Annotated in this window: 22 protein-coding genes; 4 read left to right on the plus strand and 18 right to left on the minus strand. The window is 65.8% G+C overall.

The window, feature by feature from the left end:
* The first annotated feature begins 26 nt into the window (after positions 1–26).
* Positions 27–1,493, plus strand: coding sequence for an amino acid permease (locus NX778_RS23015; RefSeq protein ID WP_258814140.1), 1,467 nt, complete (start codon positions 27–29; stop codon positions 1,491–1,493).
* A 210-nt stretch (positions 1,494–1,703) separates the two neighbouring features.
* Here NX778_RS23015 and NX778_RS23020 read toward each other — a convergent pair whose 3' ends face one another.
* The 12 genes from NX778_RS23020 to NX778_RS23075 form a co-directional block, all read right to left on the minus strand.
* On the minus strand, positions 1,704–4,544 hold the full coding sequence (locus tag NX778_RS23020) for a TonB-dependent receptor domain-containing protein (RefSeq protein ID WP_258814141.1): 2,841 nt from the start codon (positions 4,542–4,544) through the stop codon (positions 1,704–1,706).
* A gap of 315 nt (positions 4,545–4,859) precedes the next feature.
* Positions 4,860–5,180 (minus strand): c-type cytochrome, encoded by a 321-nt coding sequence (locus NX778_RS23025; RefSeq protein WP_258814142.1) that lies wholly within the window; start codon positions 5,178–5,180, stop codon positions 4,860–4,862.
* Between the two features lie 88 nt (positions 5,181–5,268).
* Complete coding sequence (locus NX778_RS23030) at positions 5,269–6,294, minus strand: FAD:protein FMN transferase (protein WP_258814143.1); 1,026 nt, start codon at positions 6,292–6,294, stop codon at positions 5,269–5,271.
* A gap of 12 nt (positions 6,295–6,306) precedes the next feature.
* On the minus strand, positions 6,307–7,119 hold the full coding sequence (locus NX778_RS23035; protein WP_258814195.1) for an ABC transporter permease subunit: 813 nt from the start codon (positions 7,117–7,119) through the stop codon (positions 6,307–6,309).
* Entirely contained in the window at positions 7,115–8,041 is a 927-nt protein-coding gene (locus tag NX778_RS23040) for an ABC transporter ATP-binding protein (protein ID WP_258814144.1), read from the minus strand. Before NX778_RS23040 ends, NX778_RS23035 begins: the two co-directional genes overlap by 5 nt.
* The gene (locus tag NX778_RS23045) at positions 8,022–9,278 is read right to left on the minus strand and encodes a nitrous oxide reductase family maturation protein NosD (RefSeq protein WP_258814145.1); all 1,257 of its coding nucleotides are present in this window, start codon (positions 9,276–9,278) and stop codon (positions 8,022–8,024) included. Before NX778_RS23045 ends, NX778_RS23040 begins: the two co-directional genes overlap by 20 nt.
* Complete coding sequence (locus NX778_RS23050) at positions 9,275–11,437, minus strand: 4Fe-4S binding protein (RefSeq protein ID WP_258814146.1); 2,163 nt, start codon at positions 11,435–11,437, stop codon at positions 9,275–9,277. The genes NX778_RS23045 and NX778_RS23050 overlap by 4 nt, the downstream gene beginning before the upstream one ends.
* 12 nt (positions 11,438–11,449) lie before the next feature.
* Positions 11,450–13,378, minus strand: coding sequence for a TAT-dependent nitrous-oxide reductase (gene nosZ, locus NX778_RS23055; protein WP_258814147.1), 1,929 nt, complete (start codon positions 13,376–13,378; stop codon positions 11,450–11,452).
* Between the two features lie 209 nt (positions 13,379–13,587).
* Complete coding sequence (locus NX778_RS23060) at positions 13,588–15,750, minus strand: S46 family peptidase (protein ID WP_258814148.1); 2,163 nt, start codon at positions 15,748–15,750, stop codon at positions 13,588–13,590.
* 116 nt (positions 15,751–15,866) lie between these two features.
* Positions 15,867–16,568, minus strand: a complete 702-nt coding sequence (locus tag NX778_RS23065) for a hemerythrin domain-containing protein (RefSeq protein ID WP_258814149.1) — start codon at positions 16,566–16,568, stop codon at positions 15,867–15,869.
* Between the two features lie 114 nt (positions 16,569–16,682).
* On the minus strand, positions 16,683–17,960 hold the full coding sequence (gene cls, locus NX778_RS23070; RefSeq protein WP_258814150.1) for a cardiolipin synthase: 1,278 nt from the start codon (positions 17,958–17,960) through the stop codon (positions 16,683–16,685).
* A gap of 61 nt (positions 17,961–18,021) precedes the next feature.
* The gene (locus NX778_RS23075; protein WP_258814151.1) at positions 18,022–18,291 is read right to left on the minus strand and encodes a GlsB/YeaQ/YmgE family stress response membrane protein; all 270 of its coding nucleotides are present in this window, start codon (positions 18,289–18,291) and stop codon (positions 18,022–18,024) included.
* A gap of 251 nt (positions 18,292–18,542) precedes the next feature.
* Between NX778_RS23075 and NX778_RS23080 the strand changes: the two genes are divergently transcribed.
* Entirely contained in the window at positions 18,543–19,667 is a 1,125-nt protein-coding gene (locus tag NX778_RS23080) for a hypothetical protein (protein ID WP_258814152.1), read from the plus strand.
* A 79-nt stretch (positions 19,668–19,746) separates the two neighbouring features.
* Here the strand turns inward: NX778_RS23080 and NX778_RS23085 are convergent, their stop codons facing one another.
* The 3 genes from NX778_RS23085 to NX778_RS23095 are packed head-to-tail and all read right to left on the minus strand — an operon-like array spanning position 19,747 to position 21,435.
* Complete coding sequence (locus NX778_RS23085; protein ID WP_258814153.1) at positions 19,747–20,313, minus strand: YceI family protein; 567 nt, start codon at positions 20,311–20,313, stop codon at positions 19,747–19,749.
* A gap of 25 nt (positions 20,314–20,338) precedes the next feature.
* A complete protein-coding gene (locus NX778_RS23090; RefSeq protein WP_258814154.1) occupies positions 20,339–20,890 on the minus strand; it encodes a YceI family protein in 552 nt (183 codons plus the stop codon).
* Positions 20,887–21,435: a cytochrome b gene (locus NX778_RS23095; RefSeq protein WP_258814155.1), complete on the minus strand. Its 549-nt coding sequence runs from the start codon at positions 21,433–21,435 to the stop codon at positions 20,887–20,889. The genes NX778_RS23090 and NX778_RS23095 overlap by 4 nt, the downstream gene beginning before the upstream one ends.
* A 390-nt stretch (positions 21,436–21,825) precedes the next feature.
* On the opposite strand from NX778_RS23095, the gene NX778_RS23100 reads away from it, so the two are divergent.
* On the plus strand, positions 21,826–22,215 hold the full coding sequence (locus tag NX778_RS23100) for a hypothetical protein (RefSeq protein WP_258814156.1): 390 nt from the start codon (positions 21,826–21,828) through the stop codon (positions 22,213–22,215).
* Between the two features lie 148 nt (positions 22,216–22,363).
* Here NX778_RS23100 and purB read toward each other — a convergent pair whose 3' ends face one another.
* Positions 22,364–23,740: an adenylosuccinate lyase gene (gene purB / locus NX778_RS23105; RefSeq protein WP_258814158.1), complete on the minus strand. Its 1,377-nt coding sequence runs from the start codon at positions 23,738–23,740 to the stop codon at positions 22,364–22,366.
* A 145-nt stretch (positions 23,741–23,885) separates the two neighbouring features.
* On the opposite strand from purB, the gene NX778_RS23110 reads away from it, so the two are divergent.
* A complete protein-coding gene (locus NX778_RS23110) occupies positions 23,886–24,500 on the plus strand; it encodes a glutathione S-transferase N-terminal domain-containing protein (RefSeq protein ID WP_258814159.1) in 615 nt (204 codons plus the stop codon).
* Positions 24,501–24,573: 73 nt separating this feature from the next.
* Here NX778_RS23110 and bfr read toward each other — a convergent pair whose 3' ends face one another.
* Both bfr and NX778_RS23120 read right to left on the minus strand, forming a co-directional pair.
* On the minus strand, positions 24,574–25,047 hold the full coding sequence (gene bfr / locus NX778_RS23115; protein WP_258814160.1) for a bacterioferritin: 474 nt from the start codon (positions 25,045–25,047) through the stop codon (positions 24,574–24,576).
* Positions 25,048–25,164: 117 nt separating this feature from the next.
* Positions 25,165–25,383 carry a (2Fe-2S)-binding protein gene (locus NX778_RS23120; protein WP_258814162.1) on the minus strand — a complete coding sequence of 73 codons (219 nt, stop codon included), beginning with the start codon at positions 25,381–25,383 and terminating at the stop codon, positions 25,165–25,167.
* Positions 25,384–25,537 lie beyond the last annotated feature (154 nt).

A 25,537-nucleotide genomic window follows, 5' to 3' on the forward strand; every position in this document is an offset into this window, starting at 1 on the left:
CGGATCCGCCTGACAGAGGACACGCCTTGACTACAACACTGAGCCAAAAGCTAATTCGGACCAAACCGGCCGAGCGCCACGTGGACGACGCGCACGCGCACGAAGGACACCGGCTGGGCCGCACGCTCGGGTTGTTCCCGCTGACCATGATCGGCGTCGGCGCCACCATCGGCACCGGCATCTTCTTCACCATGGTCGAGGCGGTGCCGAAGGCCGGGCCGTCGGTGGTCCTGTCCTTCCTGTTGGCGGCGGTGACGGCGGGCCTGACCGCGCTGTGCTACGCCGAGCTGGCCGACCGCGTGCCGGCCTCCGGCTCCTCGTATTCCTTCGCCTACGCTACCGTCGGCGAGTTCGGCGCCTTCGTGGTGGCGGCCTGCCTGCTGCTCGAATATGGACTGGCGGCCTCGGCCACCGCGATCGGCTGGTCCGATTACCTGAACAACTTCCTGCAGAACGCCTTCGGCTGGCATATCCCGGAGATGCTGCGCTCGCCGATGATCGTGTCCGGCAAGCTGGGCACCGAGTTCCACCCCGGCCACTTCAACCTGCCGCCGGTGCTGCTGGTGATCCTGTGCTGCGTGCTGCTGATCCGCGGCACGCGCGAGTCGGCCACCACCAACGCCGTCATGGTGCTGATCAAGCTGGCGATCCTGGTGTTCTTCTCGGTGATCGCGTTCAGCGGCTTCGACATCAATAATTTCCACCCCTTCTATGCCGGCACCAAGGGCCTGGGCCAGATGGCGGGGGTGACGGCGGCGGCCGGCACCGTGTTCTTCTCCTTCATCGGCCTGGACACCATCGCCACCGCGGGCGAGGAAACCAAGGACCCGACTCGCCACGTGCCGATCGGCATCCTGCTGGCGCTGGGCATCGTCACCGTGTTCTACATGCTGGTCGCGATCGCGGCGCTGGGCGCGCAGCCGGCCGCGCTGTTCGAGGGCCAGGAAGCGGGCCTGGCGGTGATCCTGCAGAACGTCACCGGCAAGGTGTGGCCGGCGCTGGTGCTGTCGGCCGGCGCGGTGATCTCGGTGTTTTCGGTGACCCTGGTGACGATCTACGGCCAGACCCGGATCCTGTACGCGATCGCGCGCGACGGCCTGATTCCGAAGACTTTCCACAAGGTGCATCCGCGCACGCTGACGCCGGTGTCGAATACCATGATCGTGTGCCTGGTGGTGGGCGTCGTGGCTGGGCTGGTCGATTCGACCTTCCTGTGGGATATGGTCAGCATGGGCACGCTGACGGCCTTCATCGTGGTGTCGATCGCGGTGCCGGTGATCCGCAAGAAGCAGGGCGAGGGCGTGCGCAAGGGCTTCCGCGTGCCGTTCGGGCCTTACTTCGTGCCGGGGCTGTCGATCCTGGCTTGCCTGTACATCATGAAGGATCTGTCGCCGGCGACCTTCCGCGTGTTCACGATCTGGATGTCGGTCGCGATCGTGACTTACTTTGTGTATGGAGTGCGCAATAGCCGCTTGAACCATCACGCCGGCTGAGCCGCGCGCACCCAATAAACGGGTTCTTCCCCGACAAAATCCGCCAATGCCCGCATCGCGCGGGCATGACGGCCAAGCCAGGCCCCGGGTTCTATCCGGGGCCCGCATGTTTCGCATCGAACCAAAAAAAACGCCCCCAGCCGGACCGCAGTCCGTCATGGGGGCGTTGGTGCGAGCCAGCAGCGGCGGCTGCCGCTGCTGGTCGCGCCATCAGAACGCGTAGTTCAAGCCGACGCTGAAGAAGCGGCCGATCGCGCCTGCCTGGTGCAGCGAGGCGTTGTACGAGGTCTGCGCACCGGAGTTGCCGTAGGTGGCTACGTCAAACGGCGGCTGCTTGTCGAACAGGTTCAGGATCGAACCGCGCAGGGTCAGGTTGTCGCTGACATGGTACTGCACGCTCAGGTTGGTGGCGGTGAACGACGCAACGCGGCAATACTGCGAAGGCTGGGTCAGGCCCTGGAAGTAGGTACGGCCGCCCACGGCAAACGCAGTCTTCGAGCAGTCGTTCACGCCCAGCGACGGATCGATGGTCGAGAACGAGCTGGTGTAGTTGGTCGTGGTGGTCACGTCCAGCGGACCGCGGCTCCAGTTCAGGGTCAGCTGGGCACGATCCTTCGGATTGCCAGTGGCGCCGGAAACGCCCGACGGGCCCTGGGTGCCGGCCAGCTGGACGCCATCAATCGAGTAGCCAAACATGTGGGTGGCGGACAGGTTCGCCTTGAACTTACCCATGTTGCCCAGGTTCCAGCGGTAGCCGATGTCCGCTTCGATGCCGCTGGTCTTGGTCCTGGCGGCATTGATGAACGCGGACGGGGCATACGCGATCGCGCCGACCGCCGGGGTGCCGACGTGGGTGGTGCCGTCGCCGTTGGCGATGTCGACCGGGGTAGCCGGCAAACGAACCCAGTTAGCCACGAAGCCCGGGAACTCCGCCGCCGTGACGATCTGGTTGGTGATCTCGATATTGTAGTAATCCAGGGTCGCGTTCAGGCCCTTGACCGGCTCGGCGATCACGCCCAGGGTGAAGGACTTCGACTTCTCCGGAGACAGGTTCTTGTTGGTGGTCTGCACGTAGGTCGGGCTGATGCCGCATGCGCCCACCACATTGCCCGCGGTCTTTTTGTTGCCGTCAGCGCAGAGGACCGGATCGTTGATCGCGTTGAACGTGAAGAACTTGCCTGCAGTACCCACCTCGGCCGGACCCGGAGCGCGGAAGCCGGCGGCGAAGGTGCCGCGGAAGCCCAGTTCCTTCATCGGCGTCCACTTGAAGCTGGAAGCCGGCGTGAACGAACGGCCGTAAGTGTCGTAGTGGTCGAGACGGCTGGACAGGTGCAGTTCCAGATCCTTGACCGGCGTTGCCTGCAATTCGGCGAAGGCGGCGGTGTTGGTCTCGTCACCCATGGTGAACGCGATGGTGCTGGCAACCGTGCCGTTCACGGTCAGCGCCGGCGGCGGCGAGTTCTGCTCGCGCTTGTGCCAGTGCAGGCCGGTTGCCAGTGCCAGCGGGCCGGCGCCAAGCTGCATCAGTTCGCGCGAGGCGACGACGTCGGCGTAGCTCAGCTTCGAGCTCAGCTTGTTGGTGAAGGTCGGGGAAATCGCCGCGATCACGTCCGGCGAGTTACCGCCCAGCACGTTGAAGGAGCCATTGTTGATCGCGCTATACAGCGCCTGGCGATAGATATAGCCGCTGTAGTCCAGCGTGCTTTTCACTTCGCTCGTGCCGACGCCGCCATTGATATCCCAGCCGTATGCGCTGCCCTTCAGGTCAGCGGCAATGCGGGTAGTCCTGGCGGTGTTGTTGACGGTATTGGTCGGCGCCACGTCCGGGATGAAGCCGTACAGGCGAGCCGGAACGCCGAACGGGTTGATCTTGTTGCTTGCCGGGATCAGGGTGCTGGGGACGGCGTTCACGCCTGCGGTCAGCACGCCGTTCACCAGCGTGGTGTTGCCGCCGAAGGTGGTCGGCGAAAACGCCTGCGGCGAGGCATTGCGGTTGTTGATGCTGTTACGCTGGAACAGCGACGCTTTCACGCCCAGTTCCCAGTTGTCAGGCAGCAGCTTGGTGAAGCCGGCCACCACGTTGACGTTTTCCGTTGCCGGCTGAATGTTCGACTGGGTGTCCTTGACCGCGCAGCCGCCCGCGCGGTACAGCGCGAAGTTGCAGGCCGAGCTCAGGAACTGGTAGTTGGCCGGGTTGTCGACGTTGGCCACGCCTGCCGGGTTGTTGCCTGCCGGGTTGTACAGGAACGGGACGCTGGCCGCGGTCAGGTTGCTGTTCAGCGAAGTGGGCACACCCAGGGTCAGGTTATTGCCGCCGCGCGCACGCCAGTCGCGGTTATCCCAGTCGAACTGATCGCGCTGCGAGACCTTGATCGCGTCCTGGCGGCGCCATTCGGCGCTGACCCAGGCATTGTAGCCGTCGGCGTCGAGGTTGCCGAAGCCGGTGGTCAGCGAGGCCTTGTTGGTCTTGCCGCCGCCATGCTGCGAATTGCCGGTTTCCGCGTTGAAGCGGGTGCCGTTGAAGTTGCGCTTCAGCTTGATGTTGACCACGCCGGCAATCGCGTCCGAGCCGTACAGCGACGAGGCCCCGCTCTTGAGGACTTCGATGCTCTCGACCGCGTCGAACGGGATCGACGACACGTCGACGAAGGAGCGCTGCAGGTCGTCGCCCAGCGGGTACGGGGCCATGCGGTGGCCATCGATCAGCACCAGGGTCGCGCCGACCGTCAGGCCGCGCAGCGACACGCCGGAAGCGCCGTTGGCGAAGGCGCCGGCAAAACCGGTGCCCAGCGTGCCCTGGCCGTTGGCGGCCAGGTCGTTCAGCAGTTCGGCGATCGAGGTCTTGCCGCTCTTCTGGATGTCAGCGGCGGTCAGCACTTGCACCGGGCTCGGCGTTTCGGTATCGGTACGGCTGATCAGCGAGCCGGTCACGACGACCCGCTGCACCTGCTGCCCGTTGGCGGCCGCGTCCTGGGCCATGGCCGGAGCCATCGACAGCGCGGTGAGCGCGCTGACAACCGCCAGCGACATCGACTTCATCTTGAAACTCATTAAAACTTTCTCCCAAATTTTTATTGCATGTTCCCGGGCGCTTGCCCGGCTTTACACCCGTGTGGTGCGGACCGGCCCTGGACGTTTGCTGACGGCCAAACCGGGGTCGCAATAGAAACATGGAGAATGAGCATTGGTCAAGGTATGCATTGACTGAAAACAACATCACCAAATTGCTCTTGACGAGGGAACAAATTTGTCGATATGCGCATACATCTAAGTTAATTGTTTTTTTCGAAAGAGATCGGGCTGGAGGGGCGGACCAGTGCGAAAAAAAAGCCGGGATGTCCCGGCTTTTACTCCTTTGCGAACCGATCAGCTCGACTTGGCGACCATGAAGTCGATCGCGGCTTCCACTTCGTTGTCCTTCAACGCGGCGTTGCCGCCCTTGGCCGGCATCATGCGGATGCCTTCCAGGCCGTGCTTGTACAGGGTCGGCTTGCCTTGCTTGATGCGCGGCGCCCAGCCGGCCTTGTCGCCCAGCTTCGGTGCGTTCAGCACGCCGCTGCCGTGGCAGGCGACGCAGGTGGCGGTGTAGGTCTTTTCGCCGAGAACCAGGTCAGGCTTGGCGGCGGCGCTGGCGCCGATTGCGGTCAGGCTGGCCAGCGCCAGGACCACCAGTTTCAGTGCTTTCATGCTGTTTCCTTTGTTGCGGTTGAAATATCCTTCAACTGTACATTGTTTCTCTAAGTCACTTAAAAAAAAATAAACCAGGTCACGAAAACTACTCGCCGGCGCCGAAGGGATCCTGGCGGTCCAGCCGCGCCTGCATCGCCGGCGTCATGACGACCTTGTGGGCGGCATCGACCAGCAGCACTTCCTTCAGGCCGAGGCGCGCGGCCATCTCGCGCCAGTGCAGCGGGCCGGCCACGAACAGGGGCTTGGTATTGCCGTCCGAGCGCAGGCCGGGGTCGGCGCCGCCGCTGGCGATGATGGTGACCGAGGCCACGGTGTCGGTGGTCTCGCCGGTGCGCGGGTCGATGATGTGCGGGTGGCGCTTGCCGTCCTTCATGAAGTAACGCTGGTCGTCGCCGCTGGTGCCGATGGCTTCGTTGTCATGCAGTTCGACGCTGGCCACGGTGCCGGCCCCGCGCGGGTCGCGGATCCCGATGCGCCACGGCCGGTCGCCCGGCTGGCCGATCGCGATCATGTTGCCGCCGGTGTTGACCAGCGCCGCCTTCACGTGCGCCGCGCGCAGGATCGATGCGGCGCGGTCCAGCGCATAGCCCTTGGCATAGCCGCCGAGGTCGATCATCACCGCGCGGTTCACGCTGCTGATGCGGTCGCGGTCGTAGCGCAGGTCGGACAGGCGCGGGTTGGCGCGCACCCATTTGTCGATCTCGGCCTGCGGCGGCCCCTGCGCGTGGATGTCGCTGCTCTGGAAGCCCCACAGGCGGATCAGGTGGCCGATGGCGGGGTTGAACAGGTTGTCCGATTGCGCGGACAGGCGCGCCGCCGACTGCAGCAGGCTGACCATCTCGGGGTCGGCCTGGTAGCTTTCGCCGCGCGCGATGGCGTCGTTCAGCGCCGTCAGCTGGCTGGGCTGCCAGGCGTGGAACTTGTGGTGCAGGCGGTCGAATTCGCGCAGCACGGCGTCGCCCAGCTGCTGCGAGCGGCGGTCCGATTCGCCGTAGATGCTCACTTCGACCTGGGTGCCGAACACATGGCCCTGCACGTGGTAGACCCGGTCGTTGCGGGCGCAGCCGGCCAGCAGCAGGAGCAGCCAGCCCAGTAAAAGGATCTTCTTCATCTGGCCTCCAGGTCAGCGGAAACGCCAGGCCGACAGCGCCAGCGGCGCGGCGATCCAGGCCAGCATCACGCCGCCCAGCAGCAGCGGAGAGGTCATGAGGCCGGGGGTGGCGGTGGCCAGGCCGTACATGTCCTGCACGTCGCCGGCGCCGAAGATGTTCAGCATGCGGAACACGTCGGCCGGGTTCAGCATCAGCAGCGCGCCGAACACGCCGCTGCCGATGGCGCCGTGGCTGGCGACCAGGGCGCCGGTCAGGGCCAGGTCGAAGGCCAGCACGAACACGAACCACAGGCCGATGGCGGCGCCGCTGGCGCGGATGCGGTCGCGCGCCAGCACCGACACCAGGAGCGCCATGCTGAGGAAGGCCATCCCCATCAGCACCGCGCTGGCGGCAAAGCCGGCGTAATGCCAGGCGTCGCGTGCGCCCAGCTGGGGCGCCAGCGGCAGCGCCGCCAGCAGCAGGCCGCCGCCGGTGGCGCAGGCCAGCGCCGCCGCCAGTCCGGCGAACTTCCCGAGCAGGATCTCGGTGCGCGTGATCGGCAGCGACACCAGCAGGTCGAGCGCGCCGCGTTCGCGTTCGCCGACGATGCTGTCGTAGCCGAGCATCAGCGCGATCAGCGGCACCAGGTAGACCGCGAGGCTGGCCAGGCTGGCAATGGTCACTTCCACGCCGCGAAAGCCGAGCTGGCCCTGCTGCGCGCTGCCGGCGTAGGCGATCGCCAGCGCCAATAGCGCCAGCACCAGCGCGACCGCCAGCACCCAGCGGTTGCGCAGGCGGTCGCGCCATTCCTGGCAGGCGATCACGCGCACCTGGCCCCAGTCAATGCGTGCCATGCTTGCCTCCGAATCCGAGAAAAAGTTGTTCCAGCGAGGCGTCCTGCACGGTCAGGTCGAGCACCGCGTCGCCCAGCGCCGCGATGCGCGCCAGCAGCGGCATCTTGTGGCGCGGCGCGCAGGCGATGCGCACGCTGTCGGCGCGCAGCTCGATGGCGGCATCGTCGCCGGCGGCCAGCGCATTGGCGACATCGGCCGCCGCGCCGGTGCGCACGCGCAGCGCGATGTGCGCGTGCTCGGTGGCGGCCGCGCGCAGCTCGGCCAGCGTGCCCTGCGCCGCCACGCGCCCGCCGCGCAGGATCACCAGCTGGTCGACGCGGTCCTGGATGTCGGCCAGGATGTGCGAGGTGATCACCACCGTGGTGCCGCCGGCCTGCAGTTCGCGCAGGATCCGGTAGAAGTCGTGGATGCCTTCGGGATCGAGGCCGTTGGTCGGCTCGTCGAGGAACACCAACTCGGGCGCGCCCAGCAGCACCTGGGCGAAGCCGAGGCGCTGGCGCATGCCCTTCGAGTAGCCGCCGACGCGGCGCCCGGCGGCGTGCGCCAGCCCGACCCGCATCAGCACGTCCATCACCTGCGCGCGCGGCACGCCTTTCAGGTCCGCGAACAGGCCGAGCACCTCGCTGCCGGTCAGGTTGTCCCAGGTGGCGAAGGATTCGGGCAGGTAGCCGATGCGGCGGCGCGCCTGGCGAAAGCGCTCGCCGCTGGCGGGCGCGCCGTCGACCAGCACTTCGCCGCTGTCGGGCCGCGCCAGGCCGAGCATCAGCTTGAACAGGGTGCTCTTGCCGGCGCCGTTGTGACCGATCAGGCCCACCATCTGGCCGCCGCCGATGGCCAGGCTCACGTCGTCGAGCGCCTGCACGTCGCCGAAGCGGCAGCTCGCCTTGCGTACTTCAATGCGGTAGTCCGCCATTCCATTTGCTCCAGTTGCTGTTCCATGGCTTCATGCGCGGGTGCTGCTCGGTCACGCTGGGTGCGCGCAGCACCGGAAACTGGCGCGCGGCGAAGCGCAGCGCCTGCAGCGCGGGACTGGACAGCATCAGCTTGGCCAGCGGGTACTGCCAGCTGATGCGGTCGACGATGTCGTTGGCCTCGTAGCGCAGGTCGCCGCGGCCGTCGCCGTCCTGGTCCCAGCCGCGGTAATTGCTCCAGTAGTTGGGCAGCTTGCGGCCCCATTCCACATCCTTCGATGCGACGAATTCGACCTGCTCGCGGTTGTCGATGAAGTCGTTGCCGTCGACTTCGTTGTTGCTCGATCCGGCGGTCAGCTGCACGCCGTTGCGGTTGCCCACCACGAGGTTGCCGCGGATGGTGTTGAACTCGGCGTCGTAGATGAAGAAGCCGCGGTCGTTCCCGGCCACGATGTTGTTCTCGATGAGCGAGTCCTGGATCGTGCGCAGCATGATGCCGTGCTCCTCGTTGCCCCAGGCGCGGTTGCGGCGCACGGTGAGGTGGCGCACCTCCATCAGCGCCAGGCCGCCGCGGTTGTGCCAGGTCTCGTTGTCTTCCCAGGTGCTGTCGTTGGTGTTCATGTAATGGGTCCCGTAGCGCACGTCGTGCAGGCGGTTCCCGCGAAACAGCGCGTGGCGCGAGTAGTCGACGTAGATGCCGTCGCGCGTGAAGCTCACCGTGTTGCCGATCACCCGCGAGTTGACGGTGTTGTAGACCTGGATGCCGTTGCCGCGGTCGGCCGAATACAGGTCGGCGCGGCCGACGATGGTGTTGTTTTCGATGAGCGCATCGGCCGACTCCTCCAGCCAGATGCCGAACAGGTTGGCCAGCAGCGCGCAGTTCCTGACCACCGCGCGGTCGGCGTGGGGCTGGATGTAGATGCCGGCGTTCTGGGCGTCGAGGTCGGTGCCGCTGTCGCGCACCACCAGGCCGCGGATAGTGACATCGCTGGCCTGCACGCGGATCACGTCGCCCTTGCCCCCGGCGCTGAGCACCACCTTGCCGGCCCCTTGCAGCGTCAGCGGCTTGTCTATCACCAGGCTCTCGCGGTAGCTGCCGGCGGCCACCCGCACGGTGTCGCCCGCGCGCGCGGCGCGCAGCGCGGCCGCGATCGACTGGCCGGCTTCCACGCGCAGCACGGCGGCGCCGGCGCTGCTTGCCAGCGCCAGAAGCAGTGCGGCCAACAGCGTGCGCTTCATTTGTCGCCTCGCTCGCGCACCAGCGTGATCGGGATGAAGTAGCCGTGCTTGTCGATCGGCGTCAGCGGCTGGCCGGCCTTCTCGCGCGCCTTGCGTTCCCTGGTGAGCGGCGGGCAGGCGTGGTCGTCGTAGTACATCACCATGCAGTCCAGGCACAGCAGGCATTCGCGCTGGTCGATGCGGCCCTGCGCATCGATGGCCTGCGAGCCGCAGCCGGCGGCGCAGGCGTGGCAGCTGGTGCATTCCTGCTTGCGCTTCAGGCCCGACAGGCGGAAGGTGGACGGCACCGCCAGCGCCGCGCCCAACGGGCATAGATATTTGCAGTAGGGCCGCTCGGACAGGATCGCGATGCCGAGGATGGCCGCGACGAACAGCGTGTAGGGCCAGGGCCGGTTCCACGGGCCGACCAGGAAGGTGGTCTTGAACGGTTCGATCTCGGCCAGCGTTTCGGCCGCTTCCATCGACCACAACGATACCGCCAGCAGCACGGCGAAAGCGATGTACTTCACCCACTTCAGCTTGTCGTGCACGCGCTTGGGCAGGAGGCGCTGGTATCTTCCCAGGCCGATCACCTGGCCGAGCCGGTATGCCAAATGCTGCAGTGAACCCATCGGGCACAGCCATCCGCAAAACAGGCCGCGTCCCCACAGCAGCACGGTGACGGCCAGGAAGATCCAGAACAGGAAGATGAACGGGTCCGACAGGAACAGTTCCCACTTCCACTGGTGGATCATGGAATGGAACCAGGTCAGGACCTGGGTCACGCTGGGCTGGGCCTTGAGCATCCAGCCGAACCAGACCACGCTCACGATCCACAACAGGTGCCGCGGCACCGAAATCCATGGCTTGTGCTTGCGGTTCGACGCGCGTACCAGCTTGTCGCGTCGCGCGTACAGCACGCCGGTGGCGGCCAGCAGCAGCACGAACACGGCGATCGCGCCGGCGCGCGCGCGCCAGGCCTTGCGCCACGCGGGCTCCGGGCGCTCGACGCGCGGCCGGCCCCCATCGAGGTAGCGCGCCGCCACCCAGTATTCCTCGTCGAAGTGGGCGAACACCTTGGCGCCGGTCTGCTTGTCGCTGCGGTTCGCCAAAAAGCTCAGCTGCCATGGCCAGGCCGGGTTGAACCCGCCGGAGCGGACGATGAAGATGCCCGACTCGCGGTAGGCCGGCGCGCCGGCCGCGGCGACGCCGTACAGGTTCTGGTAGTCGGTGTCGCGGAAGGTGAAGCTGGCGCTGTCCTGGCGCACCTGGATGCGGTCGTAGATCCCGCCGCGCACGAAGCCGGAGCCCTTGAACGAGACCTGGCCGTTGGCGACGACGAACAGCGCGTGCTCGTCGGGCTTCAGGTCGCGCATCAGGCGCCGGTAGCCCGGCTCGCCCAGCACCGAGATGCCGATGCTGGGCACATTGAGGTAACCGAAGTACAGGTCCATGTAGGGACCCTTGGCCGGATCGGCGCCGACGTCGGCGGCCGGCACCAGCAGGTGGCCGATGCTGCCTTCCTTCTCCAGCGCGGCCCACGACAGCTGTTCGGTGAGCGGCGTGAAGTGGGCCTTGGGCCGCTCCTTGCGATTGAAGATGCCGACCTGGCTGCCGATGATGTACGCGCTCTGCGCGATCACCTGGTTCTCGGCGATCGCGGTGACGGTGGCGCCGCTGATGCCGTCGAAGCCGAGCGTGCCGTCGTCGCGGCCGGCGCCGATCTCCATGCGGGCGTCGCCGCGCTTGCCGTGGTACTGCTCGACGAAGCGGGTCAGCACCGACTCGGGCAGGCCGGCCAGCAGGATCGGTTCCGAGTGCTTGAGGATGCGCACGCCGGTGATGATGCCGCCCGTGTCCATGCCGATCAGGGTGACCACCGGCTTGCCGGAATAGGCCGGGATGTCGACCACGTCGGTCGACAGGAACACGTAGCCCACCACATGGCGCGCGGCGTCATAGCCCTCGACGTAGAAGGGCGCGCCCCTGCGCTGCGAGAAGGCCACGGCGGAAGGAAGCACGTCGCGGCAGGGAGCCGCGGCGCACAGGTTGGGGCCGCTCACGACTTGCGGCGGCAGCTCGGTGCTGTACAGCGATGCGCGGGCCAGGCCCGGCAGCAGCAGGCACAGCGCGAACCACATGGCCTGCGCCATGCGGCCCGCGATGAGGCGATTGAACATTGCCAGTCCCGCTTATGCCTCCACCAGGAAGCGGCTGCGCATTTCCAGGTGCAGCGCGTGGCAGAAGTGGGTGCAGTAGATCCAGGACAGGCCCGGCTTGTCGGCCTTGAAGGTCACTGACTTGGTCTCCTGCGGGTTGACGATGAAGTTGATGTTGTAGCGCGGGATCGCGAAGCCGTGGGTCAGGTCTTCCACCTTGTCGTGGTTGGTCAGGGTGATGGTGACCTCGTCGCCCTTCTTCACCTTAATCACCGGCATCGAGAATTGCGGCGCCTGCGACATCAGGCGCACGTGCACCTTGTTGCCCTTGCGTTCGACGCCCGCGTTCTCGGCAGTGACCTTGTTCGGGAAGTCGTCCAGGTTGTAGATCTGGCGCGTCTTCACGATGTCGCGGCGCACGATGATGGCGTCGTGCGGTTCCGGATAGGCCGTGTGGTCGGACACGATGCGCATCTTGTCGCCCGAGATGTCGATCAGCTGTTCGGTCTCGCAGTGCAGCGGGCCGACCGGCAGGAAGCGGTCCTTCGAGAACTTGTTCCCCGAGTTGAAGTACTTGCCGTCGGCTTCTTTGGTTTCGCCCATCGAGATGTAGCCGTGGCCCGGCTGGTAGTGCACGTCGACGCGGTCGCGCACCGGCTTGACCGCCTTGTCGCCCTTGTACTGCTTGATGGCGTCGTCGATATTCCACTTGACGATCTGGCTGTCGAGGAACAGGGTGGTGAAGGCATTGCCCTTGCCGTCGAAGGCGGTGTGCAGCGGGCCCAGGCCGATTTCCGGCTCGGCCACCACGGCATCGCGCTCGGTCTTGAGCTCGCCGTTGAACCACTTGGTGACCAGCGCCAGGTCAATCACGGTGGCGGTCGGCGACAGCTTGCCGGAGCAGACGAAGTACTTGCCGTCCGGGCTGGCATTGACGCCGTGCGGGTTCTTGCCGACCGGGACGTAGCAGGTGAGGGCGGTCTTCGGATCGCCGTTGGACACCTTGCGGCCGTCGACCACCGGCACCTTGGAGCTGCCGATGGTGGCGAACTTGCCGGCCTTGACGGCGGCTTCGATGCGGGCCACGTTGAAGAACACGCAGGCATCGCGCTCGGCCGCCATCATGCCGGCCTGGTCGGCCGCGTTCTCGGTGTTGTACTGGTTGGAGGCGGCCAGGGCGCCGTCGTACGAGGTGGCCACCAAGTCCATATTGCCGTCCACGCGGCACTGCCAGCGCACTGCCATCGTCTCGGCGTCGAGGCAGCTGAACAGCGCATACCATTTCGACGGATCGTCGAGGTCGCGGCCGTCGTTCGGCTGCGGCAGGTGGAATTCGGAGCCGCAGAACACGCGGGTGGTGTGGTTGATCTTCTTGTCGAGCGGGTCGCACTTGTCCGGGAACAGGCCGTGCATGCCCATCACATTGGGCACTTCGGTGATCTTGTCGGTCTCCATGGTGTCCATGCGGATGCGGGCCATGCGCGAGTTGATCTTGTCGTTGACCCACAGGTATTTGCCGTCGTAGGTGCCGTCGGTGTAGCTGCCGTGCACGTGGTGGGTGTCGCCGGTCATGAATTTCAAGGAACCGTCCGGGTGAGTGCCGAGGATCGCTTTCGATTCGTTGGTGATGCCCCAGCCGACCATCGGGTCGACGTTGAACACGGGGATGCGGCGCAGGGTGCGGCCGGACGGGATGCCGATGATGCGGGCCTCGCCGGAGTGGCCGCCGCTGGAGAACAGGTAGTAATCGTCGAGCTGGCCGGGCGCCACTTCGTGGAAGGCGCCGCCGGTGTTGGCGGCGGTGGCCGGGGTGGCGGCGGCCTTGGCCGGGGCTTCGCCTTCCTTGCAGCCGCTCAGGGCGGCCACGCCGGCGCCCGCCAGGCCCAGCATGGCGCCCCGGCCGAGGAAGCGGCGGCGGCTGTCTTGCGGGGTGTCGTTGTTTTCTTTGGTGTCGCGAGCCATCGAGATCTCTCCATTAAGAAGTGCGTTTGTGCAGGTGCACATTTTTCTCGATGTATGCCAAATGGAAACATGACCGGAGTTATGCTTTTTCGGGGAAAAAGTTGGGGCGGTTGACGTGCATCAAGCGCGGCTCAAAAACGTCTAAAAACGCAATAAAAAAAGCCACGCGGCCTGGCGGGGGCGCGTGGCTTGCGGGGAAGGGCGAAGTGTTACTCGACCTTCATTTCCTTGAGCAGGTTGTCGGCATGGTCGACCTGTTTCATATTCCACAGGATGTAGCGGATGTCGACCTGGATGTCGCGCGTCATCGCCTTGTTGAAGTCCCAGTCGGAGATGATCGAGTCCAGCGTGCCGTCGAAGGCCAGGCCGATCAGCTCGCCCTTGGCGTTCAGCGCGGCCGAACCGGAGTTGCCGCCGGTGATGTCCAGCGTGGCCAGGTAGTTGACCGGCACCGTCTTCAGCTTCGGATCCACGTACTTGCCGAACTGCTTGGCGCGGATCGCGGCCAGCTGGTTCTGCGGCGCGTTGAACTCGCCTTCGCCGGTGGCTTTCGCCAGCACGCCGTTGACGGTGGTGAACGCGGTCCAGCCGGTGGTGCCGTCGGCGCCGCGCTCACGGCCGGCGATCTTGCCGAAGGTGACGCGCAGGGTGCTGTTGGCGTCCGGGTAAACGGCCTGGCCCTTGCTGTTCATGTAGGCGATCTTGGCCTTCATGTAGGTGGCGTAGGCTTGCTGGATCTTGCCGGACAGTTCCTCGTCGGCGTGCTCTTCCTTCATGGCCGGCTCGTACATCGCGACCGCGGCCTTGATGAAGCTGTCGTCGCTGGCCTTGAATTCGGCCGGCGTTTTCTTCATCCATGCCAGGCGCTCGTTCTTGTCGGCCAGCCTGGAACCGGCGTACAGCTTGTCCAGCTGCGCCTTCAGGTCGGCTTCGCTCATGCCGCTGTGCAGGCCGAGCGCCGCGTTGATCGAGGCGTTCTGCGTGTCCTGCGGCTGGGCCAGGTATTGCTTGAGGAAGTGCAGCACCAGCGCCTTGTCGACCTTCTCGTCGTAGGTGCGGTCCTGGCCGGCGATGGCGGCGGTCAGGCGCGGCAGGTCGCGGTCCTGGGTGCCGCTCTTGCGCTCGGCGTCCGGCTTGGTGCGCTCGTTGGCCAGGCGGTACAGGGTGCGCGCGGTGCCGAGGAAGCGCGGCGAGGCGTAGCCGAGGAAGAAGTTGTCCTGCACCTGCTTGTCACGCTGGGCGATCAGCTTCTCGACGTCGTCCATGCCCTGGCCGAACTCGGCCTTGCGCGCCGGGCTGGCGTTGACCCAGGCCTTCAGCGCGTTGAACTCGGCCGTCTTGCGCGCCAGGATGTCGCTGCCCTGGTAGCTCTCGATCATGCCCTTGCGGTTCTTGTAGTAGTTGTTGACGCCGGCGATCTGGCCGGCGTACTTCAGGCGCGCCGCCTTGTCGTCCTTGGTCTGCTCGTCGATGATGGCCAGGACCTCGCCCGATGCCTTCACGAAGGCCGGGTAGTTCCAGTCGAAGGTCCAGGCCACTTCCGACGGCAGGCGGTGACGGTTGGTGCGGCCCGGGTAGCCCACCACCATGATGAAGTCGCCTTCCTTCACGCCTTGCTGGGCGATCGAAAGAATGTGTTTCGGCACGTAGGGCACGTTGTCCTTGGCGTAGTCGGCGGCTTTGCCGTCCTTGCTCACGTAGGCGCGGTAGAAACCGTAGTCGCCGGTGTGGCGCGGCCACATCCAGTTGTCGGTGTCGCCGCCGAATTTGCCGGTGCCGGACGGCGGCGCGTGCACCAGGCGCACGTCGCGGATTTCCAGCTGCTTGATCAGGTAGAACTCCAGGCCGCCGTAGTAGCTGGCCACGGTGCAGCGGTGGCCGGGGTCTTGTTCGCAGGCCGCGACCATCTGCTTCTCGTTCTTCTCGATGGCGTCGATGCGGGCCTTGCCGGCCAGCTTATTGGTGGCCGGGTCGATGATCTTGTCGGAGACCTTGCTCACTTCCTCGGTGACGAACACGCGGCTGCCCGGCGCGGCCGGCAGTTCCTCGGCCATGGTCCTGGCCAGGAAACCGTTGGCCAGCAGGTCGTTCTGCGGGGTCGAGTTGACCGCCACGCTGTTGTACACGCAGTGGTGGTTGGTGATGATCAGCCCTTCCGGCGACACGAAGGACGCCGAGCAGCCGCCCAGGCTGACCACCGCGCCCATCGGGAACTCGGTCAGCTTGGTGAGGGTGTTGGGGTCGAGCTTGAGGCCGTCGGCTTTCAGTTGCTTGGCTACTTGTGGCAGCTGCTGCGGCATCCACATGCCTTCGTCCGCCTGTGCGGCGCCGAAGCTGGTCAGGATGGCGAGCGAGAGAAGGGTCTTTTTCATCGCGTCTCTTTGTGGTGAGGGGTTGTCAACCCGCCGTCTGTCGGGCGGGTGTCCACCAGTATGAAAAACGAGATGCATATAGTCAACCCATATCTGCATGCCCGCCACGAGCGGCCTCAGGCGGCTTTCAGTGTATGCATGTCGAGGTCGGCTTCGAGCTTGCGCCGGGCGGCGGCAGGCAGGGTGGCGGCGGCCAGTTCCATGGTCGCGGCGAACACCGGGGCCGGGGCGTGCGCGCGGATCTCGGCCAGCTTTTCCGCCCTTTCCTCGCGCGACATCGCGGACAGCATCCAGCGCATGATCAGCATCTTGTCCTGCGGCGGGATGGCGGCGACGATGGCCTGCTCCAGCGCGGCCAGTTCGGCGTCGCTGTAGGCCGACCACAGCACCGCGTTGTGCTCGGTCTCCTCGTGGTCCATGTGCAGCAGGTTGTCGCCGGCGAACAGGGCCAGGTGGCGGTACAGGGTGCGCAGGGCGGCCTGGCGCGCCGCGCCGCTGCCGGTCACGACGGCCTCGGCCAGCGCGTACAGGTCGACGATCGCGTGTTCGTGTTCGGCGTGGTCGGCGGCCACCTGCGCGGTCGAGGCCGGGCAGCGCGCTTCCATTGCCGGGTGGACGAAATGGTTTTCCTTGTCGAGGTGCATGCGGCACAGGTAGGCCAGGTCGCGCACCTGGGCCATGGCGGCGCCGACGTCGGCGTCGTCGTCGCGGTCCAGGCTGCCGACCCGGGTCACGGTGTCGAACATGAAGCTGCGCAGCGCCTTGTGGATGATGGCGTAGATGTTGTAGCGGTTTGCGGAAGAGGTTGCGGGTTGCATGTCAGGCTCCTTGAAAAGAGCCTCAAGGCTAAAGGAGCGGCGCGCGGCGCGTTCTTAAAAACTGGTTCAGCAAATCGTAAAAGAATCTTAATGCGCGCATGCATATGCGCCAGCTCAGAGCTGCGCGCCGATGGCCGAGGCGAGGAAGTCGCTGAGCTTTTCCAGCATGGGCCGGTCTTCCCAGCCGGTCAGCGTGACCGGGCGCGCGTGGCGCCAGTCGTCGTCGAAGATGGCGCTTTGCGCGCGCGCGAAATCGGGGTCGAGGATGTTGAGGTTGGCTTCGTCGTTGATCGAGAACGAGCGGTTGTCGAAGTTGGTGGAACCGACCGAGACGAGGCGCTGGTCGACGATCAGCGCTTTCACGTGGTACATGGTGGGCTGGTACTCGGCGATGCGGATGCCGGAGGCCAGCAGATTGCCCCAGCGCCGGCGCGAGGCGGCGCGCACGAGGTCGGCGTCGATCTTCTTGCCAGGCACGATGATGCGGATGCGCACGCCGCGCCGGGCCGCCGCCACCAGGGCGTCGACGGCCAGCTCGTCCGGCACGAAGTAGGAGGCCGACAGGTCGATCGTGCGCGCGGCGGCGGTGATCGCCATCAGGTACATCAGGTGCATGCTTTCGCTGCCGCCGGTGGGCGAGCTGGCGAACACCTGGGCCGGCGCATCCCCCACTTTGTCGAGCGCGGGGAAGTAGTCGTCGCCGTCGAGCACGATGCCGGTGGCCTTGGTCCAGTTGTCCATGAACACGGCCTGCATCTGGCCGACGGCCGGGCCTTCGATGCGGAAGTGGGTGTCGCGCCAGTGGTCCTCGTCCTGCGCGTGGCCGCGCCATTTGTCGGCGATGCCGACGCCGCCTGTGAAGCCGATCTTGCCGTCGATCACCAACAGCTTGCGGTGGGTGCGGTTGTTCAGGCGCGCCAGCTTCCACCACACCGGCTTGTGGTAGCGCTGCACGCGCACGCCGGCCTGGCGCATGGCCTCGAGCTGCCTGGTGTCGAGCTTCATGCTGCCGATGTAGTCGAGCATCAGGTGGACCTTGACGCCGGCCCGCGCCCTTTCCGACAGGGCCTCGGTGAATTCCTGGCCAATGGTGCCGGACCAGTAGATGTAGGTTTCGAAGCTGATGGTTTTCTGCGCGTGGCGGATGGCGTCCAGCATGGCGGGGAAGATCTGTTCGCCGTTGACCAGCACCTGGACCTTGTTGCCTTCCACGATGGGCGGCCCCAGCAGCACGCCGAGCGAGCGGCGGAACTGGGGATCGGCGGTGTCGTACTTGCGGACCAGCTGGGCCTCGATCTTCTTCTCGCTCGGCATGAAGTTGAGTGCGAGAAATCCGACGAACAGCGACAGGATGCTGCTCGTGATGCCAATGACCCAGCGCCGGGTGCGCATGATGAGCTCGGGGCAAAAAAAACCAACGCGGGACAGCGTTGGTTATTGGAACGAAGCCCGCTTAGCGGATCCGGCCACGGCGCAGCAGATTCACGATGGCCAGCAGGATCACGGCGCCCAGGAACGACACCAGCAGCGAGGACACGGTGAAGTCATTGGAGTTGATCGTGCCGGTGCCGAACAGTGGCGACAGCAGCCAGCCGCCCAGGAAGGCGCCGACGATGCCGACCACGATGTTGAGGATCATGCCTTGCTCGGCGTCGGTTTTCATGACCATGCTGGCGAGCCAGCCCAGGACGCCACCGATGATAATCCAGATGATGAATAACATATTGATTCCTCCTCTGTTGATTGAACATACCCTAAGGCCCTGCATGCCGCGGCCATGGGAACCAGTCTAGTCGCAGAGCTCGGCACGGGTCGGTGCGGCATCGAACGTTAGATGCCGAATCGGCGCTCGCGTTCGTTACGGACGGGCATTGCCGGAACAGGGTGCGTCATCGAACAGAACAGTGGCGGGCGCGGTCTTATCGTGACTGACGAACCGGCTGGCGAGCCGCACCTTTGAAAGGAAGAGTCGACATGAGCAATCACGACACACAGCAGAAACACCTGGTCACCGGGCTGTTCCCGGACCGTGCGAGCGCCGAGCGCGCCTACGGCATCATCACCACCCGCGGCTATGGCAGCGACGACCTCAACCTGATGATGTCGGACGCGACGCGCAAGACCCATTTCGCGGACCAGGAGACCGAGCTCGGCAACAAGGCGGCGGAGGGCGCGGCCGCCGGCGCCGGCATCGGCGGCACGCTGGGCGCGGTGCTGGCGGGCATCGCGGCGGTGGGCACGACCCTGGTCCTGCCGGGACTGGGCGTGGTGGTGGCCGGGCCGCTGGCAGCGGCGCTGGCCGGTGCGGGCGCGGGCGGTATCGCCGGCGGCATCATCGGCGCGCTGATCGGGGCCGGCATTCCGGAAGAACGCGTCAAGCATTACGAGGAAGGCATCCGCAAGGGCGGCATCGTGATGGGCGTGCACGCCCGTTCGGCGGAGGACGCGGCGCACATCCAGCAGGCCTGGACCGACACCGGCGGCAGCCATGTGATCGGCACCGCGCTGGGCGCCGGCGCGGGCGCGCTGGCGGGCGCGGGCATCGGCGCGGTGGCCGGCCCGGCGGGCGCGGCGGCGGGCGCGGTGGTCGGCGGCATCAGCGGCGGCCTGGCCGGCAAGGGGGCGGGCGAGGTGGTCAATCCGAAGCCGGAAGATCACCTGTCGCACCACCACCTGGCGCAGGGCGTCGGCGCCGGCAGCGGCGCGGCGGCGGGCGCGGCGCTGGGCGCGGTGGGCGGACCGGTCGGCATGGCGGCCGGGGCCGCGGTCGGTGCGGTGGCGGGCGGCGCGATCGGGAAGGCGGCCGGGCGCGCGGTCAATCCGGTGGCCGAAGACAACTACTGGCGCGGGGCTTACCTGACGGAACCATATTTCACGCCGGGCTATACCTATGACGATTACGGGCCGGCCTACGAGCTGGGTTACAACAGCGCGGCGCGCTATCCGAGCTATGACCTTGCCGAGCAGCACATGGCGGATGAGTGGGAACACGTGCGCGGGCCGTCGCGGCTGAGCTGGGAGCAGGCGAAGGCGGCGAGCAGGGCGGCGTGGGATCGGGTGGAGACGGCGCCGGGGGACAGGGATAGGGCGGCGCGCTGAAAACGGTTCTCTCTGTCCGTAAAAAATGGGGTTCCCGCGCACGCGGGAACCCCATCTTGCGGGCAGGCGCGCGGCCGAATTACTGCTTGACCGCTTCGACCTGGATCTGCAGCTTCACCAGCGGCGAGAACTTCGGCGTGCCGTAAGCAACGCCGAAATCGCTGCGCTTGAATTCGCCGATCGCGTCGGCGCCGCACACTTCGCGCTTGAGCATCGGGTTGACGATGCACTTGAAGCTGTTGATGGTCAGCTTGACCGGGTGGGTCTGGCCGTGCAGGGTCAGCTGGCCGTCGACGGCCGCCGGCTGGTCGCCGTTGAACACGATCGCGCCCTTGTAGTTGGCGGTCGGGAACTGGGTCACGTCCAGCATGTCGGCGCCCTTGACGTGCTCGTCCAGTGCCGGCAGGCCGAACTGGATGCTGGCCGGGTCGATCGCGATGTCCACCGAGCCCGACTTGGCCGAGCGGTCCAGCACGACGTTGCCGCTGGTCTTGGTGAACTTGCCGCGCCAGACCGAGATGCCCATGTGGTCGGCTTCGAAGCTCGGGTAGGTGTGCTTCGGCTCGATCGTGTAGGTGTCGGCGGCCATGGCGGCGCTGACGACAGCGTAGGCGGCCAGAGCGATCAGGGGTTTGTTGACTTTCATATTGGACTGCCCTCTTCGGTTGAGATTATTTCGCCGCGCTGACGCGGAACTTGATTACCACTTCATCGGCAACGATGCCGGTGTCCTTCCACTCGCCTTCGCCGACATTGAAGGCGCTGCGCCGGATCGGCAGCTGGCCTTCGAACACCGGCTTGCCGCCCTCGGCCTTGCTGGTGACCGGGAAGCTGACGTCGGCGGTCTTGCCCTTGATGGTCAGCTTGCCGCTGACGGCCAGCTTGCCGGCGCCGGCCGGCTTGATGCTGGTCGAGACGAACGTCGCTTTCGGGAACTGGGCCGCATTGAACCATTCTTTCTTGGCCACTTCGCCGTTGTATTCCGGATCGCCGAGGTCGAGGCTCCTGGTGTCGACCTCGACCTGGGCCTTGGCCGCCTCCGGGTGCGCCGCGTCGTAGTCGAGGCTGGCGCTGAAGGTCTTGAAGCGGGCTTCGACCGGCACGTTCATCTGCTTGAACACGGCGGTGACATTGCTGTGCGCGACGTCGGCCTTGTACGGCGCGGCGGCGGCCAGCGTGGCCGCGCACAGCGGCGCGAGCAAGAGCAGGCGGAACGGTTTCATGCTTTCTCCTTGGTGGATCCGAATGGCGACATGCGGGCCAGCAGGCCGTCGCGGTCGATGAACTGGTGCTTCAGGGCGGCGGCCACGTGCAGCAGCACCAGGGCCGCCAGCGACATGTCGAGCCAGTAATGTACCTCGCGCAGCACCGGTTTGAGCACCGGATCCGGGCCGAAGAACACCGGCAGCGGAAGCACGCCGAAATAGACCACCGGCACGCCGGCGGCGAGGGTGAAGGCATAGCCGGACACCGGCACCGCCACGATCAGCACGTAGAGCAGGATGTGCATCCAGTGCGCGGCCTGCTGCTGCCAGCCCGGCGTGCCGGCGGGCAGGGGCGGCGGGCGCTTGGCCAGGCGCCACAGCAGGCGCAGCGCGGCCAGGCCGAGCACGGTGACGCCGAGCCATTTGTGCCACGAGAAATAGCGCAGCTTGGTGGGCGACAGGCCCGGGATGTCGGTCATCACCAGGCCGAGGATGAAAGTGCCGATGATGAACAGGGCGATGAGCCAGTGCAGGACGATGGCGGGAAGCGAATAGCGTGGCATGCGTAAAAATTAGTACGTGTTAGGACTAAATATAGCAGCAAACCAAATCGCTTGCTGGCGGGCTTACAAAAATCTTCGCGCTTGGGAATTTGGTTAAAAAACGTCCCGACGACTGTAAAATTCTGATTTAGCGGTTTGTCAATGATGGCAAAAAGCACTACACACCCCGGATGCAGATGAGCATTATGCACGACGTCCGCCTGCCGCAGCGGCCCTTGCTGGCCGCGATGCTGGCGCTCGGGCTCGCGCAATCGGCCGCGGCCGGCCCGGCGCCCGCCAACAACGGCGGCGCCGCCGCGCTGCGGCTGGGCGACAGCAGCGCCACGGTCAGCTGGCGCCTACGCCAAGCCCCTGGACTGCGCCCACGACCAGCTGGCCTCGGGCGGCCGGGTGGACGACAACTGGCGCCAGCAGCAGGCCGGCTTCCGGGCCGGCAGGGAACGCGACCTCGACAGCGCCAGCATCACCGGCAATCTCTACCGCGGCCACGCGGAGCAGGCGGCGCCGGGCGTGGTCAACATCGCCGGCTCGAAGCAGGAGCTGGGCGCGGTGCGCACCGGGGGCGCCAATCTGACCGGGCGCTGGCTGCACACGCTGGCCGATGGCGGCAGCCTCAGCCTGCAGGCCTATGCCGACTTCAGCCGGCGCCAGGTGCCGCCGACCTTCACCGAATCGCTCGACATCATGGACCTGCAGTTCCAGCACTCGCTGCCGCAGCGGGGGCGGCACGGCGTGGTGTGGGGCGTCGCGCCTGTCGGCCGGGTTCACGGCGCTGCGTGAGCGGCTGCATGAGATGGCCGGCAGCAACGACCTCGGCGGGCCGCGCCTGGCGGGGGAGGCCGTAAAAAAACCGGGACGGGTCCCGGTTTTTTTACCTTGGATTTGCCAAGGTCATTCCCGCGTTCGCGGGAACGACGGCAAGCTATCGTCAGATTGCTGCGGCCAGCTGCGCGGCCAGGCCGGTGTAGTTGGCCGGCGTCATTTGCAGCAGCAGGTCCTTGGCGTCCTGCGGGATCGCCAGGGTGCCGATGAACTCGCGCAGGGCTTCGCGGGTGATGCCCTTGCCGCGCGTGAGTTCCTTCAACTGCTCGTAAGGGTTGGCGATGCCGTAGCGGCGCATCACGGTCTGCACCGGCTCGGCCAGCACTTCCCAGTTCGCGTCCAGGTCCTGCTCGAGGCGCGCCGGGTTCACTTCCAGCTTGTTCAGGCCGCGCAGGCAGCTGTCCCAGGCCAGCAGCGCGTAGCCGAAGCCGACGCCGATATTGCGCAGCACGGTGGAATCGGTCAGGTCGCGCTGCATGCGCGAGACCGGCAGCTTGTCGGCCATGTGGCGCAGGGTGGCGTTGGCCAGGCCGAGGTTGCCTTCCGAGTTCTCGAAGTCGATCGGGTTGACCTTGTGCGGCATGGTCGACGAGCCGATTTCGCCGGCCTTCAGTTTCTGCTTGAAGTAGCCGAGCGAGACGTAGGTCCAGATGTCGCGGTTCAGGTCGAGCAGGATGGTGTTGGCGCGCGCGACGGCGTCGAACAGCTCGGCCATGTAGTCGTGCGGCTCGATCTGGATGGTGTAGGGGTTGAAGACCAGGCCGAGGCGCTGCTCGATCACGTTCTTGCTGAAAGCCGGCCAGTCGAAGCCCGGGTAGGCCGACAGGTGGGCGTTGTAGTTGCCGACCGCGCCGTTCATCTTGCCGAGGATCTCGACGCCGGCGATGCGCTGGGCGGCGCGCTGCAGGCGCGCGACCACGTTGGCGAATTCCTTGCCCAGGGTGGTCGGGCTGGCGGTCTGGCCGTGGGTGCGCGACAGCATCGGCAGCGCGGCGTTGGTGTGGGCGATCTCGGTCAGCTTCGCGATGATCGCTTGCAGGGCAGGCAGCAGCACGTTGTCGCGCGCATTCTTCAGCATCATGCCGTGCGAGGTGTTGTTGATGTCCTCGGAGGTGCAGGCGAAGTGGATGAACTCGGAAGCGGCGACCAGTTCCGGCACGTCCTTGACCTTTTCCTTGAGCCAGTACTCGACCGCCTTGACGTCGTGGTTGGTGACCGCTTCGATTTCCTTGATGCGGGCAGCGTCGGCGTCGCTGAAGCCGGCGGCCAGCTGGTCGAGGAAGGCGGACGCTTGCGGCGAGAACGGCTTGATCTCGGCGAAGCCGGCTTGCGACAGGGCCTGCAGCCAGGCGATCTCGACCTTCACGCGGTGGTGCATGAAGCCGGCTTCCGACAGGATCGGGCGCAGCTTGTCGGTCTTGGCGGCGTAGCGGCCATCCAGCGGCGACAGGGCCGACAGGGTGGAAAGGGTATTGGCGGTCATGGCGGGCGGTCCGTGCAAAAACGTCGATTTTACCATCGGCGGCGGCGGCGGGCTTGGCCGGGCCCGCACCGCTGGGCTGCCGGGACGCCTTGGCGGCGCGGGGCGCGATGTTATACTGTCATCCAATCTTTTCACCCGGCCTTCTATGAAAATCATCGGTTCCGTCACCAGCCCTTATGTGCGCAAGGTTCGCGTCGTCATGGCGGAAAAAAAGCTCGATTATTCGTTCGAGCTGGACAATGTCTGGGGCGCCGATACCAGGGTCCAGGAGACCAATCCGCTTGGCAAGGTGCCGTGCCTGATGATGGAGGACGGCAGCGCCATGTACGACTCGCGCGTGATCGCCGAATACCTCGACACGCTGACGCCGGTGTGCAAGCTGCTGCCGCCGAACGGGCGCGAGCGCGCCGACGTCAAGGTATGGGAGGCGCTGGCCGACGGCGTGCTGGATGCGGCGGTGCTGGTGCGGCTGGAGCGGACCCTGCGCCCGCGCGAGCAGCAGAGCGAGAAGTGGATCGAGCGCCAGATGGGCAAGGTGCATGCCGGCCTGCACGTGATGGCCAAGGACCTGGGCGAGGCGCCGTTCTGCATGGGGAACCATTACACGCTGGCGGATGTCGCGGTGGGGTGCTGCCTGGGGTGGCTGCTGTTCCGGTTTCCGGAGATCGAGTGGCGCGGGGAGTATCCGAACCTGGCGCGCTTGTTTGACAAGCTGTCGGAGCGGCAGTCGTTCAAGGATACGGTGCCGTTCGAGCCCTAGGCTGCGCGCGCGAAATGGGGTTCCCGCTTGCGCGGGAACGACGGTCGGTATATTGGACGCGTTGGCGTCCTTTTTATTCTTCGATCATCTGGCGCTGCAGGTAGTTTTGCAGGCCGACCTTGATGATCAGGTCGAGCTGGGTTTCGAGCCAGTCGATGTGTTCTTCGGTGTCTTCGAGGATGAGCAGCAGCAGGTCGCGCGAGACGTAGTCGGCGCCGGCTTCGCAGGCGGCAATGCCTTCCTTGACCGTGAGCTGGGCCGCGCGTTCGAGCTTGAGGTCGCATTCCAGCATTTCCGGCGTGGATTCGCCGACCAGCAGCTTGTGCAGGGCTTGCAGGTTGGGCAGGCCATCCAGCGTCAGGATCCGTTCGATCAGGCGGTCGGCGTGCTTCATCTCGCCGATCGATTCGTCGTATTCCTTCTTGGCCAGCTTGGGCAGGCCCCAATGCCGGTACATCCGCGCGTGCAGGAAGTACTGGTTGACGGCCGTGAGTTCATTGGTCAGCTGCGCGTTCAGCAGCCGGATGATGTTGGGGTCGCCCTTCATTGGAATCCCTCTTCTTGTCAGAGTGTTTATGGCCACTCTACCAGAAGTGCTCGCATCCGGGCGCGCCGGAAGGTCGCGGCGCTGAACCTAAAGAGAAGGTTTTTCAGTTGAGGCCGATCAGGCGGAGGTTTTCGACGCGCGCCGCAGCTCGGTGATGCGCGACTCGGCCTTGCTGTCGAGGTGGGCGTGCAGGACTTCGCGCGCATAGCTGACGCATTTGCCGCAGCAGGTGCCCACCCCCAGTTCGCGGTGCAGCTCGGCCATGGAGTCGATCCCCAGGTCGATGGCCGCGCGGATTTCACGGTCGGAGATGTTGTTGCAGATGCAGACGATCATGGGGCTTCCTGAACTGTTGTCATCAAATAAATGAGAATCGTTCTCATTCGCAGTCTATTTTGCGCCGGTCGGGGCCGCGATGCAAGCCTTTTGTTGCGCAATTGAGGCAGCGCGGCGCCGCGTGTACAAATCGCAAATAGAAATTATTCGCATT

Source organism: Massilia terrae (genome assembly GCF_024753145.1).
GTDB lineage: Bacteria > Pseudomonadota > Gammaproteobacteria > Burkholderiales > Burkholderiaceae_D > Telluria > Telluria terrae.